This is a genomic window from Plantactinospora alkalitolerans (genome assembly GCF_015690345.1).
Taxonomy (GTDB): Bacteria; Actinomycetota; Actinomycetes; order Mycobacteriales; family Micromonosporaceae; genus Plantactinospora; species Plantactinospora alkalitolerans.
In genome coordinates this window covers 1-15,491 of sequence record NZ_JADPUN010000119.1, presented here as the reverse complement: position 1 = coordinate 15,491, position 15,491 = coordinate 1, and the positions used below count along the sequence as shown (strand labels likewise).

Below are 15,491 nucleotides of genomic sequence, written 5' to 3'. Positions count from 1 at the left end.
CGCCGCCGGCCGGGACCGGCCCCCCGTCCGCCCCCGCCGGGCGGCGTCACGGCGGGCCGCCATCCGTTCCGTGCTCGGGGTACTCCTGCTGGTCGGACCGCTGCTGTCGACCGGTTGCGGCGGCGGGGCGCCCGCACCGGCGGCGACACCGACCAAGCCGGCGGCGAGCCGGCCGCCCGAGGCCAGGGACCAGCTCGCGGCGCTCGCCGCCGCCGCGCAGGACCGCCGGCTGGTGGCGGGGTACACGCTCTCGACCGAGGGCCAACCGGACCGGTCGATCTCGGTGACCAAGGCGACGGACGGGTCATGGCGGGTGGACATCCCCGGCGGTGCGCTCGGCGGCACCGCCGACGTGTCGATGGCGCAGACCGGTGCCGGGACCTTCCAGTGTTCGCTGCCGTCGGCCGGGCAGCCCGGGTCGCCCGGCTGCGTCCGGGTGGCCGATCCCGGGCAATCGCTGGACGCCGGCATCGATCCCCGGATGCAGCATCCGTTCACGGACTGGCCCGAGGTGCTCACCGACCGCCAGGCACCACTTGCGATCTCCACCACCACACTGCCGGGCGCCCGCGGCACCTGTTTCGCGGTCGAGTCGACCTCGGCGTCGGTCAGCCCGCCGCTGGATTCCGGAATCTACTGTTACGCCCCGGACGGCACCCTGACCGCCGCCCGGCTGCCGGCCGGCACCCTCACCCTGACCGGTACGCCGACCGCCCCGCCCGCCACGGTCTCGTTGCCCGGCCCCCTGGTCGACCGGGAGCCGCTGCGGATCGCCGCACCCCCTCCCGTCGAGCCCGCCGAACCGGCGAGCGAGGGTGGCCCGGACGGCGGTGGCCCGGACGATTCGCCCAGCCCCAACGAGTGAGCGCCTCTCACGTTACGGGTGCGCCCGGTCACTTCTGGTGACCCCGGGCAAGGGACAGAGCGGCCGATACGGCACACTCGGCGACATGGCCCAGCTCTCCCCGTTGCTCGCGACCCGGTGGAGTCCGCACGCGTTCGACCCGGTCGCCGACCTCACCGACGCCGAGGTCGCGTCGCTGCTCGAAGCGGCCCGATGGGCTCCGTCCGCCGACAACACCCAGCCCTGGCGGTTCCTCGTCGGGCGGCGGAACGACGAGGCGTACAAGCGGATCCTGACCAACCTGACCCCGGCCAACCAGCGGTGGGCCGGGCGCGCCTCGGCGCTGCTGCTCGGCGCGCACGCCACCACCGGCCCGACCGGTTGCCCGCTGATCCACGCCGCGTACGACCTGGGCCAGGCCGTGGCGCATCTCACCGTCCAGGCCACCGCGCTCCGGCTGTACGTACGGCAGATCTCCGGGTTCGACACCGCCGGGCTCCGTACCGACCTGGAACTGGCCCCGGCGGTACGGCCACACGTCGTCGTCGCCGTCGGACGGCTCGGCGACCCCGCCTCGCTTCCCGAGGACCTGCGGCTCCGGGAGGTCGGCCTGCGGCAGCGCCGCCCGCTGACCGAGTTGATGCTGCACTGAACTGATCCGCCGCGCTGCCGCACCGTCGCACCGCCGCACCGTCGCACCGACCTCGGCATGACCTGGGCGTATCCCAGATTCCGGACTACGCTTTCCGATCGCACTCACGGTCACATAAGGTCACGATTGTCATGTGGCAGGCCCTGCTCCTTCGCTGCCGCGACGAGGCCCCCCAGGCCGGCACCTCGTCGCGGAGTTGAAGCGCGCCGTCCTGCATACCGGCCGATCCCCGTCGCGGCCCGCTCGTCTCGAAGCCCGAACACCTCGGCGCCCACGACTCTTCGGCGCCACCGCCACATGACCACGGGAGTTATCCGCCATGTCGTTCCAAGCCGGCACCACTGACGCCGATCCGATAGCCCGGCAGCGGCCCAGCCGCATGCCCTTCCAGCGCTACCAGCCGTACCACCAGCAGTTCGCCATCGACCTGCCGGACCGGCAGTGGCCGACCCGGCGCATCGACGCCGCGCCGCGCTGGTGCGCCGTCGACCTGCGAGACGGCAACCAGGCCCTGATCGACCCGATGTCGCCGGAACGCAAGCGGCGGATGTTCCAACTGCTGGTGCAGATGGGCTACAAGGAGATCGAGGTCGGCTTCCCGTCGGCCAGCCAGACCGACTTCGACTTCGTACGGCAGCTGATCGAGCAGGACCTGATCCCGGACGACGTGACCATCCAGGTACTGACCCAGTGCCGGGAGCACCTGATCGACCGCACCTTCGAGTCGATCCGGGGCGCGAAGCGGGCGATCGTGCACTTCTACAACTCGACCTCGACGCTGCAACGCCGGGTGGTGTTCGGGCTCGACAAGGCCGGGATCACCGACATCGCCACCCAGGGCGCCCGGCTCTGCCAGAAGTACGCCGAGATCCACGCCCCGGACACCGACGTCTTCTACGAGTACTCGCCGGAGTCGTACACCGGAACGGAACTCGACTACGCGCTGGAGGTCTGCGCGGCGGTGATCGAGGTGATCGACCCCGCCCCGGACCGGCCGCTGATCATCAACCTGCCGGCGACCGTCGAGATGGCCACCCCCAACGTGTACGCCGACTCGATCGAGTGGATGCACCGGCACCTGCCCCGCCGGGAGAGCGTGATCCTGTCGCTGCACCCGCACAACGATCGCGGCACCGGTGTCGCCGCCGCCGAACTGGGCCTGCTGGCCGGCGCCGACCGGATCGAGGGCTGCCTGTTCGGCAACGGCGAGCGCACCGGCAACGTCGACCTGGTCACGCTGGGGCTCAACATCTTCTCCCAGGGCATCGACCCGGAGATCGACTTCTCGAACATCGACGAGATCAAGCGCGCCGTCGAGTACTGCAACCAGCTTCCGGTGCACGAGCGGCACCCGTACGCGGGTGATCTGGTCTACACCGCCTTCTCCGGCTCGCACCAGGATGCCATCAACAAGGGCTTCGACGCCCTGGAGGCCGACGCCCGCACCGCCGACGTACCGCTCGACCGGTACCCGTGGGCGGTGCCGTACCTGCCGATCGACCCGAAGGACCTGGGCCGCACCTACGAGGCGGTGATTCGGGTCAACTCGCAGTCCGGCAAGGGCGGCGTCGCGTACGTCATGAAGACCGAGCACCACCTCGACCTGCCCCGACGGTTGCAGATCGAGTTCTCCGGCGTCGTACAGCGGGTCACCGACGACGGCGGCGGCGAGGTGGAGCCGGCCCGGATGTGGCAGCTCTTCGCCGAGGAGTACCTGGTCGACCAGCAGCGGCAGCCGGCGGTGAAGGTCGACAACTACGCAATCGGCACCGTCGACGGCAAGGTGGAGATCGAGGCCGAGACCCAGTTCGGCACCGAGCGCCGGTCGCTCGCCGCGACCGGCAACGGCCCGATCGACGCGTACGTGGGCGCGCTCCAGGCGCTGGACGTGCAGGTACGGGTGCTCGACTACCACGAGCACGCGATGTCCTCGGGTGGCGACGCCCAGGCGGCCGCGTACGTGGAGTGCGAGGTCGACGGTCAGACGGTCTGGGGTGTCGGACTCGACGCGAACATCGTCACCGCCTCGCTCGCAGCGGTGACCAGCGCCGTCAACCGCGCCCTGCGCTGAGCCCGGCCGCGCGGGTCGGACCGGCCACCCCGGCCGGCCCGCGCGACCGTTACACCGCCAATACGGATCACCGGCCGGTGGCCTTTGTCCGCTGTCCCCGCCGGCCGACCGACGATCCGCCGGAAAGAGACCCGACAGAACTTGAATTGATCATGTTTTCCGGCGTGAATCCCAATGGCCGAACAGTGGGTCCGATTTCCGGCAGAGTTCGCACGATCGACAGGTGATACTGGGCCGGCAGCCGAGCCTCGGAGCGTCGCCGTGCTGAACGAGTCCACCCGTTGGCCGAATGGGACGCTGATGCAGCGGCTGTCCAAACGGTCACGCGGCGAACTGATCGGCCTTCTGGCACCGGCCCGGACACTGAAGATCGGCGAGATCCTTCTACGACAGGGCGATGGCGGCCAGGTCGTCTATCTGCTGCGTTCCCCCGGTCCGGAGCGGTCGGCCTGCGTCAAGATCACCGCTCGGTTGGAGAACGGCAGTCACACCCTGCTCGCGATCCGGATCGGCGGTGACCTGGTCGGCGAGATGGCAGTACTCCGGGATGTACCCCGCAACGCCACCGTGACCGCCTGCGCGCGCACGCTGGCGCACGCCGTGCCGAACGACACCTTCAAGGCGTTCCTCCACCGCTGCCCTGACGTGTGGCCGCACCTCTACGAGATGGCGACAGGTCAACTGGACTGGGCGAACCTTCGCCGCCAGGAGTTCACCGGCTACCCGATCGCAGTGCGACTGGCCCGGGTGATGCTGGATCTGGCGGACCGGCACGGCAGCCCCGGGCCCGGCGGCATCCACCTCGGCGTACGACTGTCCCAGGCCGAGCTGGGCCTGCTCGTCGGTGCCCGGGAAGACGCCGTGAGCCAGGCGTTGGGCCAGTTGCGACAGGCCGGGCTGGTCAGCCCGCGGTACCGGGCCGTGCTGGTCACCGATCTGAGCGGGCTACGCCACTTTGCGTCATCCACTTGATCGGGCTGGCCGTCGGGGCACCGGACCGCCCCGGACGACCCGACCATCTGACGCTACCGCCGCCGGGTCGGTCCACGCGGCCAGTGCCGGGGACACAAAGGTGTGACCCGTACTCGACTGTGTGGAATGCCGTCGATGTCTGGCGGTGCCGGCATACGGACGGAAACTCCTATTCATTATCTCCCGGCTGACGCCATAGCGTTCGCAGGAGACCACTCAGAGTGATCTGGCTCTGCCGATCGGGCGGGCGCCACCTCCGTCGAATAGTCGTTCCCGTAATCGCGCCGGCAGATCCCGGATTTTTCGGAGATCCGCTGCGCCACCTGGTTCGACACTCTCCTGAACAGCACCATCGGATCCCGAGAGAGGCCATCGAGTGAACCGGAACACCGACTTCAGCCGTCGGCTCCTTATCTCCGTCGATGCCAAGGGTTACGGCGGCCATACCGACCGCCGGCAGGCCGCAGTCCAGGAGGGACTGCTCGCTGTCCTCGACGTCGCCGCCCGGCGGGCTGGGCTGCACCGGGCCGGCTGGGAACGTCAGCCGGCCGGAGACGGCGAGTTGTCGGTGTTGCCGTCGACCGAGCAGGAGCCCCGAGTCCTCGACGACTTCGTCCGTGAACTGCACAGCGCGCTTGTGTCGTACAACGAGGACCTGGTCCGCCAGGCCCAACTCCGACTGCGGCTGGCACTGCACTTCGGTGCGGCGATGCCAGCCGGAAACGGCTTCTCCGGCCAGGGCGTGGTCCAGGTCAGCCGGCTCGTGGACAGCGAGCCGGTCCGCGCCATCCTGGCGGACGAGCGCATCCCGCTCGCCGTGGTGATCTCCGATCGCTTGTTCACCGATGTGGTGGCGCAGGGCCACACGTCGTTGCGTCCCGGCGACTTCCGTCCGATCAACGTCAACCACAAGGAGTACGGCCGCCGGGCCTGGTTACGGTCACCCGGTTTCGACATACACGCGCTGGATCTGGCCGGCGCTGAACGGCCTCGCACCCACGAGCCGGCGAGCGACCCGGTGTCGGGCGGCACGACGGCGACCACCCCCGGCACCGGTACGTCCGGTGCCGATGCCGCCGATCCCGGTCCATCGAGGGCAGCCGCGCCGCCCTCGACCGTGCACACCGAGTTCCACGACCGGGTCAGAGCGGAGAACTTCACGATCGTCCGGAACTCATGACCGGCCCTGGCCTGCCCCCCGGGTCGACGACCACGAAGAACGATCAACCGGATGACAGCCGGCCGACGGATCCGGCCCCTGACGCCGAACAGGTCGACACCGCCGAGGGCACCACGGGCGAGTCGGTTCGGGACGGTACCGAAATTTCACAGCCACGTTCCGGAGCGGGTGCAGAGCCCAAACCGACGGCGGACGGTCTCTCGCAGGTACACACCAAGTTCGCCCACGCCAACATCGAGAACCTCTACGTCGGTGCCGACCCGCCGAGCCGATCCGCCAGACGCAAGGCCGCCGGCCGCTTGGACCACGACGACGTGACCCAACTGCTTTGCGGTTTCGTCACGCCGAGGTCCTACGACGAGGCCCTCGTCGCGCTCGCGGCCGACCACGTGACGGTGCTGGAGGGGCGCGCCGGGGACGGCCGGCAGGCCGGTGCGGTCGCGCTGCTCCAGGAACTCACCGACGAGCGCCTGGTCATGCTGTCGCCGATCGTTACCCTGACCGAGCTGTCCGAGCGACATTACGACCAGGGCCACGGCTATGTCGTGGTGGACCGGTTCGTGGAGGCTACCGCCTCGGACGCCGACTTCGTCTGGCGCACCGTGCGCGACCGGCTCCGGGACTGCGACGCCTATCTGGTGATCACGTGCAGCTCCGGCGGTTCCCCGACCGTCGAGTCGGTACGCCACGTCCGCTGGCAACGTCCCGAGCTGCCGCAGGTGCTGCGGGCCCACCTGGCCGAGGAACACGCGTCCGACTCGCGGCTGACACATCTCGTCGAGCGGATCCCCGCCGGCTGGCGGATGGGCGAGGTGGCCCGGCTCTGTGCCCGGATCAACACCGGGGAGGACAGCGAGGAGGCGCTCGGCGCGTTCAGTACCGCGCCGATGGAGCACGTACATCGATGGTTCGAGGCCGAGCCGAGCCGGCGCGAGATCCTGGCGGTCACCGCGCTGTCCTTCACCTCGGGCGCCAACAAGCGGACCTTCGAATCCTTCCTGGCCTCCCTGGAACAGCACTACGACCGGCAGGTGCCGCCGACGGTGCCGCGTCGGCACGGGCCGGGAGACGACGCCGGTACGGCGGTCGAGCCGGTCGGCCACCTCCGCGACGAACTGCCGGCCCGGCGCCGGACCCTGCTGGCCGAGGACGGGCTCATCGTCGAGAACCGGGAGTCGACCGGGCTGACCACCCGTACCGTGCTGGCCTTCCGAGCTCCGGACTACCGGATGCCGGTGCTGGCCGAACTGTGGAGCCGGTACGACCTGGATTTCTGGGACGCGGTCCGGGCCTGGATCCAGGACAACATCCTGCGGTTCGACGAGTTCCAGATCGCCTACGGCCTGAGCCTGCTAGCCCAGATCGACCACGACGAGGTGCAGGACTCATACCTGGAGCCGTGGTCACGCGGCCGGATGGCGTGGCCGGGTCAGGTCACCGCGACCTACGTGCTGTGGCTGATGTGCGCCGACGACGCGATGTCGCGGGTCGCGTTGCGGACCGCAGTGCGCTGGGCGACCAACGGCACGCCGCCACAGCGTTGGACCGCGGCGCTCGCCTTCAGCGGTGAGGTGGGCATGCGTTACCCGGCCGACGCCGTACGCCGGTTGTGGAACCTCATCGCGCAGAGCAACGAGAGCGATCCGGCCGCCCGGCTGGCGCTGGCCGGGCTGTTCTCGTCCCTGGTGGACAGCAACGGCGATGCCAGCCTCATCCTCCGGGTGCTGGCCCGGCATCTCCGCAAGTACCGGCGGGGCAGGGACCCGCGGCTGCTGAACCTGACGATGACCTCCATAATCGCGATCTTCACCGTGCTGGATCACCAGGACAAGCGGCCGTCCATCTTCAAACTGCTGCGCGCCCAGCCGGAGCGGCTGGAACTGGTCGTACGGCTCTGGGCGGACGTGCTCTGCAACCGCTTCTACCGCAAGGTCGCCTTGGAGGCGCTGCACGACGGGCTGAGTTCACTCGAACAGATCAGTGACGATCCGGTCCGCTACGCCCGGGAACTGGGCGAGGCACTCGCGGACGCACTGCCACCGCGCGAACACGAAACGCTACAGCGGGCGTTTCGGACCCTTCAAGCACGCTCACGCCAACGCGCTTCGATCCTGGAGGCCCTTCTCGAAGCGATGCGACGCACCGTGCCCAAATTCAGGCAGGAGGAAGAGGAATGACAGAGATTGTGAACACCTGGCAGGCCAGTCCATACCCCGTTGTCGAGCACCGCTCACTGAATCCGCCGCCCAAGCGGGGTCCGATGGGTCTCGGCCGGCGCTTCCGACAGCTCGGTGAGGTGCCCCGGCCGCAGGGTCACCAGGTGCTCGTCTACCGGGTCGACGGCCAGTACGTGCTGGACGGCGACGGCCTGCGGTTGGACGACGAACTGGTGCTGACAGCCACGCATGTGAGCCTGATCGACATGCGTCGGGACGCACAGGTGATGGTGCTTCTGATGATCCCGTCCCGGGACGACAGCGAGTTCGCCCTGCAAGTTACCTTCTCGTGCACCGTCACCGATGCGGTCACCGTGGTCCGGGACGGGGTGGTCGACGCGGAGGTGCTGTTGCGCGGCTATCTGAAGAGCCACAGCAAGATCTTCGAACTCGGCCTCGACTACGCCCTCACCCAGCTCAACGCGGTGCGGCGGGTGGCCACCGCACAGGTGCGGGCGTACGCCACGGTCAAGCCGCTGATCGTGCCCGGGCTACGGGTGCAGCTGGCCAGCGTGGAACTGCTGACTCCGGAGGAATTTCGCAAGCTCGGCGCGGATCTGCGTACGCAGGACATGGAGAACCGACTCACCCAGGAGCGGATGCGCTTCGAGCAGGAGCGGGAACGGATCGCCCGGGAGCACGAGCAGAGCCTGGAGGCACAGCGCCGCGAGTTCGAACGCCTGATGCGGCAGGAGAACGACACCCCCATCGTCGATCCCCGCGAGGCGATCTGGCTCGCGTACACCGAAGGCAAGCTGGACACGCGCGAGATGCAGCAGCAGCTCGCCGAGTTGGAGGACCGCAAATTCACGCGTGACCAGCAGGCTGAGGAGATGCAGCGCGAGGAGCGCCGCCAGCAGCAGGCGTGGGATCGCGAGAAGGAGAGACTGGACATCGAGGCCCGGACCCGGGCCGCGGAGGTCGATGCCGGCAACCGCCAACAGGAGCGGCAGTGGGCTCGCGAGGGCCAGGCCCGTGCGGAGCAGCACGCCCGAGACAACCAGATCCGCCAGTTGGACACCAAACTGGAGGTCCTGCGCGAGCTGGCCAAGCGGGGTCAGCTCGACTGGGTAAACGTCAACGTCGACCAACTGGTCGCCGACCTCGTCCCGACCGCGGCACAGATCAGCGGGGCCGAGGTGCCCGCGTTGACCGACGGGCCGGGCCGTACTGACGGCGGGGGCCAGAACCGGCCGGAGCGGGATGCCGACGAGGCCGAAATGGAAGCGGAAGTTAGGGACGAGGATGTCGACTGACACCGCGCCCGCGATCGAGACGATGGACGAACCGGGCGTCCTGCCGTACCGACCGGCGAAGCCGGCCCGTGGCGTCGGTCGCCACCTGCGCCGGGTCGCCGGTGTGAAGGAGGACCTGCTCGACTGGGTACCGGAGGAGCGGGCGCGCTATGCCCGCCTCGGTGCCATCGTGCTCAACACCGGCCTGATGGCCGCGCTCTCCCTCCAGACCGCGCTGGACAAGGTGGTCGACACCAACTGGCTCCTGCTGCTGCCCATCGCGCTCGTCTGGGGTTTCGTGATCGTCAGCTTCGACGGCTGGCTCATCGCGAGCACGCACGGCGTACTGGGAACCCGGGCCCGGGTGTTCCTGCCGCGATTGGCGATCTCGATCCTGATGGGTGCGGTGATCGCCGAACCCATGCTGTTGTGGGTCTTCCAACCCGCGATCCACCGGAACGTGATGGACCATCGGCAGGAGGAACTGAAGGCGTACGAGAGCCTGTTACGCACCTGCAATCCGGAGTCCGGGGCCACGAACCCCGATGCCGTCTGCGCCGGTCACCGGCTCATCGTCGGCGCCACCCCCGCCGCCGTCCAGGCACAACTCGCCAACGCCATCCAGCAACGTGACGCGGACCAGGCCAAGGTCGACCAGATCAGCGCGGAGTTGGGCAAGAAGCAGAACACGGCCCGCCTGGAGTGCAATGGCACCCCCGGCGCGGGCCGGACCGGCCGGGTCGGCGAGGGACCCAACTGCGAGCGTAACCGCGCCGAGGCCGACGAGTTTCGCCGAGACAGCCGCCTCGGCCAGCGCCAGGCCGACCTGGTGACGCTGAATCGGAAGATCACCGAACTGACCGCGCAGACCAAGAGTGCCGCACAGGGGTACGCCGAGGCGGTCAGTGCGGCCGTCACCGAGGAGGTCGCCGAGATGAGGGGGAACCAGCGCAAGATCGGGATTCTCGACGAGTTGGCCGCGCTCGGCCGGCTGGCTGATCAGAGCAGCCACGTCCTGGTCGCCCAGTGGCTGGTACGACTGCTTCTCATCGCGATCGACTGCCTACCGGTGCTAACCAAGATCATGAGCAGTACCACCACCTATGACCTGCTCGTCAGCCGGCAACTGGAGACCAGCAAGCGCCTGCACGACAAAGGCATCGGGGTCGCCGAGCGTGGTGATCTGGCCACCGACGAGTTGCGAATGCAGCGCACCGAGCGTGAGTTGAGAGCCAAGCTGGAACAGTTGCACGAGGCTGACCGCGACGGTCGGGTGCGCCGCGAATCCGACCTCGACGCCCAGATCAACTCGCTCGCCGAAGAGTTGATGCACGGCTCCGATTCGAGGGACGCCGAGCGGCGCCACCAGGCGGGCTCGCCGAGTGGACCGGGCGCCCTCCGGTGACCCCCGTCCGCGAGACCTGGGCGCCGACCGGAGCCGCTCGGACAGATCGGGCTCCAGACGCACTGACCACGGCCAGAGACGGGACGAGGGCCGGCTCCGCCTGGCAGGTGCTCGAACTGGTCAGCCAATGGATCCGGCATGCCGAGGCCAAGGCCGCAGCCGTGCTGGCCGGGGCGGGGGTCACCGGGACCGTGTTGTACCAACTGATCCGCGCCGAACCATCGCCGTCGTGGTGGTTCGGCGCGACCACGGCGGTCGCCACGGCACTGGTGCTCTGCGCGGGCTGCGGCTCGGCGGTGGCGCTCTGGCCACGCACCCGCGGCACGGGCGCGCCGGTCGGCCTGATCTTCTTCGACGACGTGTCCCGGAGCTATCCCGAGGGCGCCAGATATGTCGCGGCATTGCGCTGGCAGAACGCGCAGGACGAACTCTTCGAGCAGATCGCCTGGCAGATCTGGCTCAGTGCCACGGTTGCCCGGCGCAAGTACGGCTTGATCCGCTGCGCGCTGATCGCGCTGCTGGCCGCACTCGCCCTGGTCGGCCTGAGCGCACTGGAGGTCATCATCGACTGACTCGGACTGCCCGGGTCGGGCCGGGGTCGGTCCGCCCGCGGCTCGCCCGCGGCGCCGACCCCGCCGTGCCGAACGGATCCGGTCCCGGCCGGGCCACGATGGTGACGAGGTGGCCCGGTCGGAACGAGCCGCGTGGCTAGGATCGGGCGCGGTCCGCATCCTGGTCCCGTTCGTGCAGGTGGGTGGGCGGCGGCGGCAGGGCCGGACACGGCCGGGATTTCCGAAGCTCGCGGTCCGGGCGGTGCACGAGCACCATGGCCAGGATCGCGCCGAGCACCATCAGTCCGGCGGAGTAGAGCACGGCGGCCCGGTACGCCGAGGTGAGCTGACCGGAACGTTCGTAGCCGCCGCCGGAGAGCCCGACCACCAGCGGCAGTGCGGAGACGGCGAGGAGTCCGCCGACCCGGGACGCCGCGTTGTTGAGCCCGCTGGCCGCTCCGGCGAGCCGGTCGGGGGCGGCGGCCAGCACCGAGGCGGTCAACGGCGCCACCACCAGGGTCATGCCAAGCCCGAAGAGGGTGACTCCGGGCAGGATGTCGGTCCAGTACGACGCGCCACGGCTGATGCCGCGCAGCAGGAGCAGCCCGACGGCGGCGATCAGCGGCCCGGTCGAGAGTTGCAGGCGGGGTCCGATCCGGGCGGCCAACGCGCCGGACCGGGCCGAGCCGATCAGCAGCAGAATCGTCAGGGGCAGGGTGGCCAGGCCGGTCTCCAGGGCGGAGTAGCCGACGGCGTTCTGGAGGTAGACGGAGAAGAAGAAGGTGAGGCCGGTAAGCGCGGCGTAGACCAGCACGGTGTAGAGGTTGAGCACGCTGAACAGCCGGCTGGCGAAGAGTGTCGGCGGCAGCATCGCCCGCTCGCCCCGGCGCCGTTCGAGCAGCACGAACCCGACCGAGGCGGCCGCGCCGAGCAGCGCCGCGACCACCACCTGGACGGAGCCCGGTCCGAGCTGCTGGGCCTCGACCAGGGCGTACGTGATTCCGGCGAGGCCCAGCGCACCGAGCAGCGAGCCGGTCAGGTCGAAGCGGGACCTCCCCGCCTCCTCGGCCCGGCTCTCCGGGGTCCAGCGGCTCGCGGCGACCAGGACGACGACCGCGAGCGGCAGGTTGAGGAAGAAGATCCACCGCCAGGACAGCGCGTCGATCAGCCAGCCGCCGAGGAACGGGCCGAGGGCGGTCGACACGCCGGCCAGCCCGGACCAGGCGCCGATCACCCGCCCCCGCTCGTCCGGATGGAAACTCGACTGGAGCAGGGCCAGCGAGCCCGGCGTCAGCAGTGCGCCGCCGAGTCCCTGGAGGAAGCGGGCGGCGATGAGCCACTCGATGCTCTGCGCGGCACCGCAGAGTACGGAGGCGGCGCTGAACGCCAGGACGCCGAGGAGGAAGATCCGACGCCGCCCGAGCCGGTCGCCCAGCGCCCCGCCGAGCAGTACGAAGGCGGCCAGGGTCAGCAGGTAGCCGTTGAGCGTCCACTGTAGGCCGGCGGTGCTCGCGCGCAGCTCCGAACCCAGGTGGGGCAGCGCCACGTTGACCACCGTCGCGTCGAGGAAGACCATGCCGGAGGCGACGACGGCGGCGAGCAGGGTGCCTCGTCCGGCCACCGTGCCCATGCGTAGCGGTGCTGAGGAATCGCTCACGGTGTCAATCTGCCGTGTCGGTGGCGTAAGATGCCGCGAAACGCCGGAACCGGTTCCTGGATCTCGGATCCACCGGTCGACACCCCGCAAGCTGGAAGCGTGCCGTTCATGCGTACCAGTACACGAGCGCGCCTGGGAGCCATGGTCGCGCTGGTCGGCGTGCTCGCCCTCGGCGGCGCGGCCGGTTGCACGTCCGTGGAGGCCCCGTCGCCCGGGCCGACCGACACCGCCAACGCGCATGCCCAACTCGACCAACTCACCGTCGCCACCGCCGCCTCGATGCGGGGTTACAGCCGGGAACACTTCCCGCACTGGCGCAACGCGGGCAAGAACTGCGACGTCCGGGACACGGTGCTGCAGCGCGACGGCACCGGCATCAAGCTCTCCGGCTGCAACGTCGTCGGCGGGCGCTGGTCGAGCCGGTACGACAAGCGGACCCTCGCCGACCCCTCGGACGTGGACATCGACCACATGGTGCCGCTGGCCAACGCCTGGCGCTCGGGTGCGGACGACTGGAACGACGACAAGCGCGGCGACTTCGCCAACGACCTGGACCGACCGCAACTGTTCGCCGTCTCGGCCTCCTCGAACCGGGCCAAGGGCGACCAGGACCCGTCCCAGTGGAAGCCGCCGAACCGGGACGACTGGTGTGGGTACGCCGAGGACTGGATCGCGGTCAAGCACCACTGGCGGCTATCCGTGACCTCCGCCGAGAAGGCCGCGCTCGACGACATGCTGGGGAGCTGTTGATGGCCGATACCGGAGCCACCGCCGCCACGCCGGACGAGACTGACGCCAAGACCACCGACATCACCGCCGGGCCGGGCGGGGTGATGACCGACGAGGTCGGGGTGATCACCGGAGATCTGACCCTGCGTACCGAACTGCGGTCGGGTCAGGTCGCCCTCCGGGTCCAGTACAAGGACGCCGACGAGTGGTACGCCGTCACCGGCGGACTGGCACCGCTTGTCGATCCGGCCGACCTCGCCGCCGTGCACACGATCGCGGTCGGCCTGCTCCACCGCCCCGAGGGCTGACCCGCCGCCCCGAGGGCTGACCCGTCTTCTCTCTGACCTGACCTGCCCACGCTGATCTTTCGAGGTCGATGACGACGATCTTCTCGTAGGCGATTGACAAAATTTAGTTTTACGTACAGGATTGTTTTTGCCATGAGAGACGTGATGTACCTGGAGCAGATCGAGCAGGCAGAGACCCTGCTCAAGCCGCAGCGGATCGAGGTGCTGCGGCAACTCGCCGAGCCGCACACCTGCACCGAGGTGGCGACCCAACTCGGCCAGACCCCGCAACGGGTCTACTACCACGTCAAACGCCTGGTCGAGGCCGGCCTCGTCGACCAGGTGTCCGAACGCAAGGTGCGCGGCATCCACGAGGGCATCTACCAGGCGAGCGCCCGGTCGTACTGGCTCTCACCCCGGCTGGTCGGCCGGCTCGGACTGCGCAAGACGCAGGACGCGATGAGCCTCGGCTACCTGCTGAACCTGATGGAGGAGGTCCAGGCCGACATCGCCGCGCTCGACCGGACCGCTCCAGAGCTGCCGTCGATCGGTGTCTCCGGCGAGATCCGGGTGCCGGCAGAGCTCCGCCAGCAGTTCCTGACCGACCTGCAGACCACGCTGCAGGACCTGTTCACCCGCTACGGCGGCTCCGAAGGCGACGCCTTCAAGCTTGCCGTGGCCTGTTATCCACACGGGAGTACGCAATGAACGCTCCACTGACCCTCCGGGCCCGCGCCGCCGCACCGATCAAGAACGCCTGGCAGGCCCTGACCGACGCCACCGAGCTGCGCACCTGGCTGTCCGATCACGCCGAGGTCGAGCTGCCACACCGGTACGAGTTCTGGGGCCGCCAGGTTCCCGAGGGCGACGCCCCGCACCAGCGACTGGTGCACGTCGGCGAGCACACGCTCCAGTTCACCTGGCTCCTCGGCGGCGAGGAGACCACCACCGAGATCCAGCTCACCGAGGAAAGCCCCGAGTCCACCATCGTGTCGGTGTCGCAGACCGGCTGGAGCATGCAGGACGCGATGAGCGGCGCCACGATCCGGGGCGTGCTGCAGACGTACTGGTCGCTGGCGATCGCCAACCTGGTCGACCACGTCGAGGGCAGGCCGCTCAACCCCCGTACCGACTTCACCTCCTCGACCTTCCGCGAGGAGCTGCTGATCGACGCCCCGGCCGATGCCATCTACGAATCGTTGACCGACTCGGCCAAGGCCAGCGAGTGGTTCGGCTACCCGATCGGCATCGAGCCCGTCGTCGGCGGGCGGTGGGCGATGGGTGGCTTCGAGAACAACCCCAACCCGGCCAAGGTGCTCGACCTGACCCCGGGCCGGGCGATGACGGTCGACTGGGGACCCATCGGGATCGTGACCTGGGAACTTGAGGAGAGCGCGGGCAAGACGAAGCTGTCGTTCGTACAGAGCGGCTTCGACACCAGCAACCCGCCGTACGGAGCATGGACCGGCTGGCTCAGCGGGCTCGCCGAGCTGCGCCGCTACCACGAGCTGGCCGACTGGCGCCCGATCTGGCTCCACGACCCCACCGACAACATCTCCACGGACGAATCCGTCAACGGCTGAGCACTCCGCCCCTCCGATGGCCGCCGGGAGGACCTTCCCCCCGCCCTCCCGGCGGCCATCGGAGGGGCGGAGTGCTCAGCCGTTGACGGATTCGTCCGTGGAGATGTTG

The 15,491-nt window shown here is 69.5% G+C and carries 14 protein-coding genes; 13 read left to right on the top strand and 1 reads right to left on the bottom strand.

All coding sequences use genetic code 11. The features are described from left to right. The 9 genes from I0C86_RS10885 to I0C86_RS10845 all read left to right on the top strand — a co-directional run. A partial coding sequence (locus tag I0C86_RS10885; RefSeq protein ID WP_323373579.1) for a hypothetical protein occupies window positions 1-865 on the top strand: 865 nt, incomplete at its 5' end. Window positions 866-950: 85 nt separating this feature from the next. Then, window positions 951-1,496 carry a nitroreductase family protein gene (locus tag I0C86_RS10880; protein WP_196201100.1) on the top strand — a complete coding sequence of 182 codons (546 nt, stop codon included), beginning with the start codon at window positions 951-953 and terminating at the stop codon, window positions 1,494-1,496. Between the two features lie 319 nt (window positions 1,497-1,815). Continuing rightward, a complete protein-coding gene (leuA, locus tag I0C86_RS10875) occupies window positions 1,816-3,567 on the top strand; it encodes a 2-isopropylmalate synthase (RefSeq protein ID WP_196201099.1) in 1,752 nt (583 codons plus the stop codon). Window positions 3,568-3,828: 261 nt separating this feature from the next. Further along, window positions 3,829-4,539: a Crp/Fnr family transcriptional regulator gene (locus tag I0C86_RS10870; protein ID WP_323373578.1), complete on the top strand. Its 711-nt coding sequence runs from the start codon at window positions 3,829-3,831 to the stop codon at window positions 4,537-4,539. Between the two features lie 376 nt (window positions 4,540-4,915). Next, complete coding sequence (locus I0C86_RS10865; protein WP_196201098.1) at window positions 4,916-5,719, top strand: hypothetical protein; 804 nt, start codon at window positions 4,916-4,918, stop codon at window positions 5,717-5,719. Then, complete coding sequence (locus tag I0C86_RS10860; RefSeq protein WP_196201097.1) at window positions 5,716-7,896, top strand: hypothetical protein; 2,181 nt, start codon at window positions 5,716-5,718, stop codon at window positions 7,894-7,896. Before I0C86_RS10865 ends, I0C86_RS10860 begins: the two co-directional genes overlap by 4 nt. Then, entirely contained in the window at window positions 7,893-9,191 is a 1,299-nt protein-coding gene (locus I0C86_RS10855; RefSeq protein ID WP_196201096.1) for a hypothetical protein, read from the top strand. The genes I0C86_RS10860 and I0C86_RS10855 overlap by 4 nt, the downstream gene beginning before the upstream one ends. After that, a complete protein-coding gene (locus I0C86_RS10850; RefSeq protein WP_230393947.1) occupies window positions 9,181-10,575 on the top strand; it encodes a DUF4407 domain-containing protein in 1,395 nt (464 codons plus the stop codon). The genes I0C86_RS10855 and I0C86_RS10850 overlap by 11 nt, the downstream gene beginning before the upstream one ends. Then, window positions 10,572-11,147, top strand: coding sequence for a Pycsar system effector family protein (locus I0C86_RS10845; protein WP_196201095.1), 576 nt, complete (start codon window positions 10,572-10,574; stop codon window positions 11,145-11,147). Before I0C86_RS10850 ends, I0C86_RS10845 begins: the two co-directional genes overlap by 4 nt. 136 nt (window positions 11,148-11,283) lie before the next feature. Here the strand turns inward: I0C86_RS10845 and I0C86_RS10840 are convergent, their stop codons facing one another. Continuing rightward, window positions 11,284-12,756, bottom strand: coding sequence for an MFS transporter (locus I0C86_RS10840; protein WP_196201102.1), 1,473 nt, complete (start codon window positions 12,754-12,756; stop codon window positions 11,284-11,286). A 135-nt stretch (window positions 12,757-12,891) separates the two neighbouring features. Here I0C86_RS10840 and I0C86_RS10835 point away from each other — a divergent pair, with 135 nt between their 5' ends. From I0C86_RS10835 to I0C86_RS10820, 4 genes are all read left to right on the top strand, one after another. Further along, the gene (locus I0C86_RS10835; protein WP_196201094.1) at window positions 12,892-13,533 is read left to right on the top strand and encodes an HNH endonuclease family protein; all 642 of its coding nucleotides are present in this window, start codon (window positions 12,892-12,894) and stop codon (window positions 13,531-13,533) included. Beyond that, window positions 13,470-13,820: a hypothetical protein gene (locus I0C86_RS44980; protein ID WP_407676297.1), complete on the top strand. Its 351-nt coding sequence runs from the start codon at window positions 13,470-13,472 to the stop codon at window positions 13,818-13,820. Before I0C86_RS10835 ends, I0C86_RS44980 begins: the two co-directional genes overlap by 64 nt. Window positions 13,821-13,952: 132 nt before the next feature. Then, complete coding sequence (locus I0C86_RS10825) at window positions 13,953-14,507, top strand: transcriptional regulator (protein ID WP_196201092.1); 555 nt, start codon at window positions 13,953-13,955, stop codon at window positions 14,505-14,507. Further along, on the top strand, window positions 14,504-15,382 hold the full coding sequence (locus I0C86_RS10820) for an SRPBCC family protein (RefSeq protein WP_196201091.1): 879 nt from the start codon (window positions 14,504-14,506) through the stop codon (window positions 15,380-15,382). The genes I0C86_RS10825 and I0C86_RS10820 overlap by 4 nt, the downstream gene beginning before the upstream one ends. The last annotated feature ends 109 nt before the right edge of the window (window positions 15,383-15,491 follow it).

What these genes read in the sequence shown, in the direction of transcription:
- I0C86_RS10840 (WP_196201102.1), bottom strand. Translation starts at nt 12,756, where the DNA reads ATGGGCACGGTGGCCGGACGAGGCACCCTGCTCGCCGCCGTCGTCGCC.
- I0C86_RS10855 (WP_196201096.1), top strand. Translation starts at nt 7,893, where the DNA reads ATGACAGAGATTGTGAACACCTGGCAGGCCAGTCCATACCCCGTTGTC.
- leuA (WP_196201099.1), top strand. Translation starts at nt 1,816, where the DNA reads ATGTCGTTCCAAGCCGGCACCACTGACGCCGATCCGATAGCCCGGCAG.
- I0C86_RS10825 (WP_196201092.1), top strand. Translation starts at nt 13,953, where the DNA reads ATGAGAGACGTGATGTACCTGGAGCAGATCGAGCAGGCAGAGACCCTG.
- I0C86_RS10835 (WP_196201094.1), top strand. Translation starts at nt 12,892, where the DNA reads ATGCGTACCAGTACACGAGCGCGCCTGGGAGCCATGGTCGCGCTGGTC.
- I0C86_RS10880 (WP_196201100.1), top strand. Translation starts at nt 951, where the DNA reads ATGGCCCAGCTCTCCCCGTTGCTCGCGACCCGGTGGAGTCCGCACGCG.
- I0C86_RS10820 (WP_196201091.1), top strand. Translation starts at nt 14,504, where the DNA reads ATGAACGCTCCACTGACCCTCCGGGCCCGCGCCGCCGCACCGATCAAG.
- I0C86_RS10850 (WP_230393947.1), top strand. Translation starts at nt 9,181, where the DNA reads ATGTCGACTGACACCGCGCCCGCGATCGAGACGATGGACGAACCGGGC.
- I0C86_RS10860 (WP_196201097.1), top strand. Translation starts at nt 5,716, where the DNA reads ATGACCGGCCCTGGCCTGCCCCCCGGGTCGACGACCACGAAGAACGAT.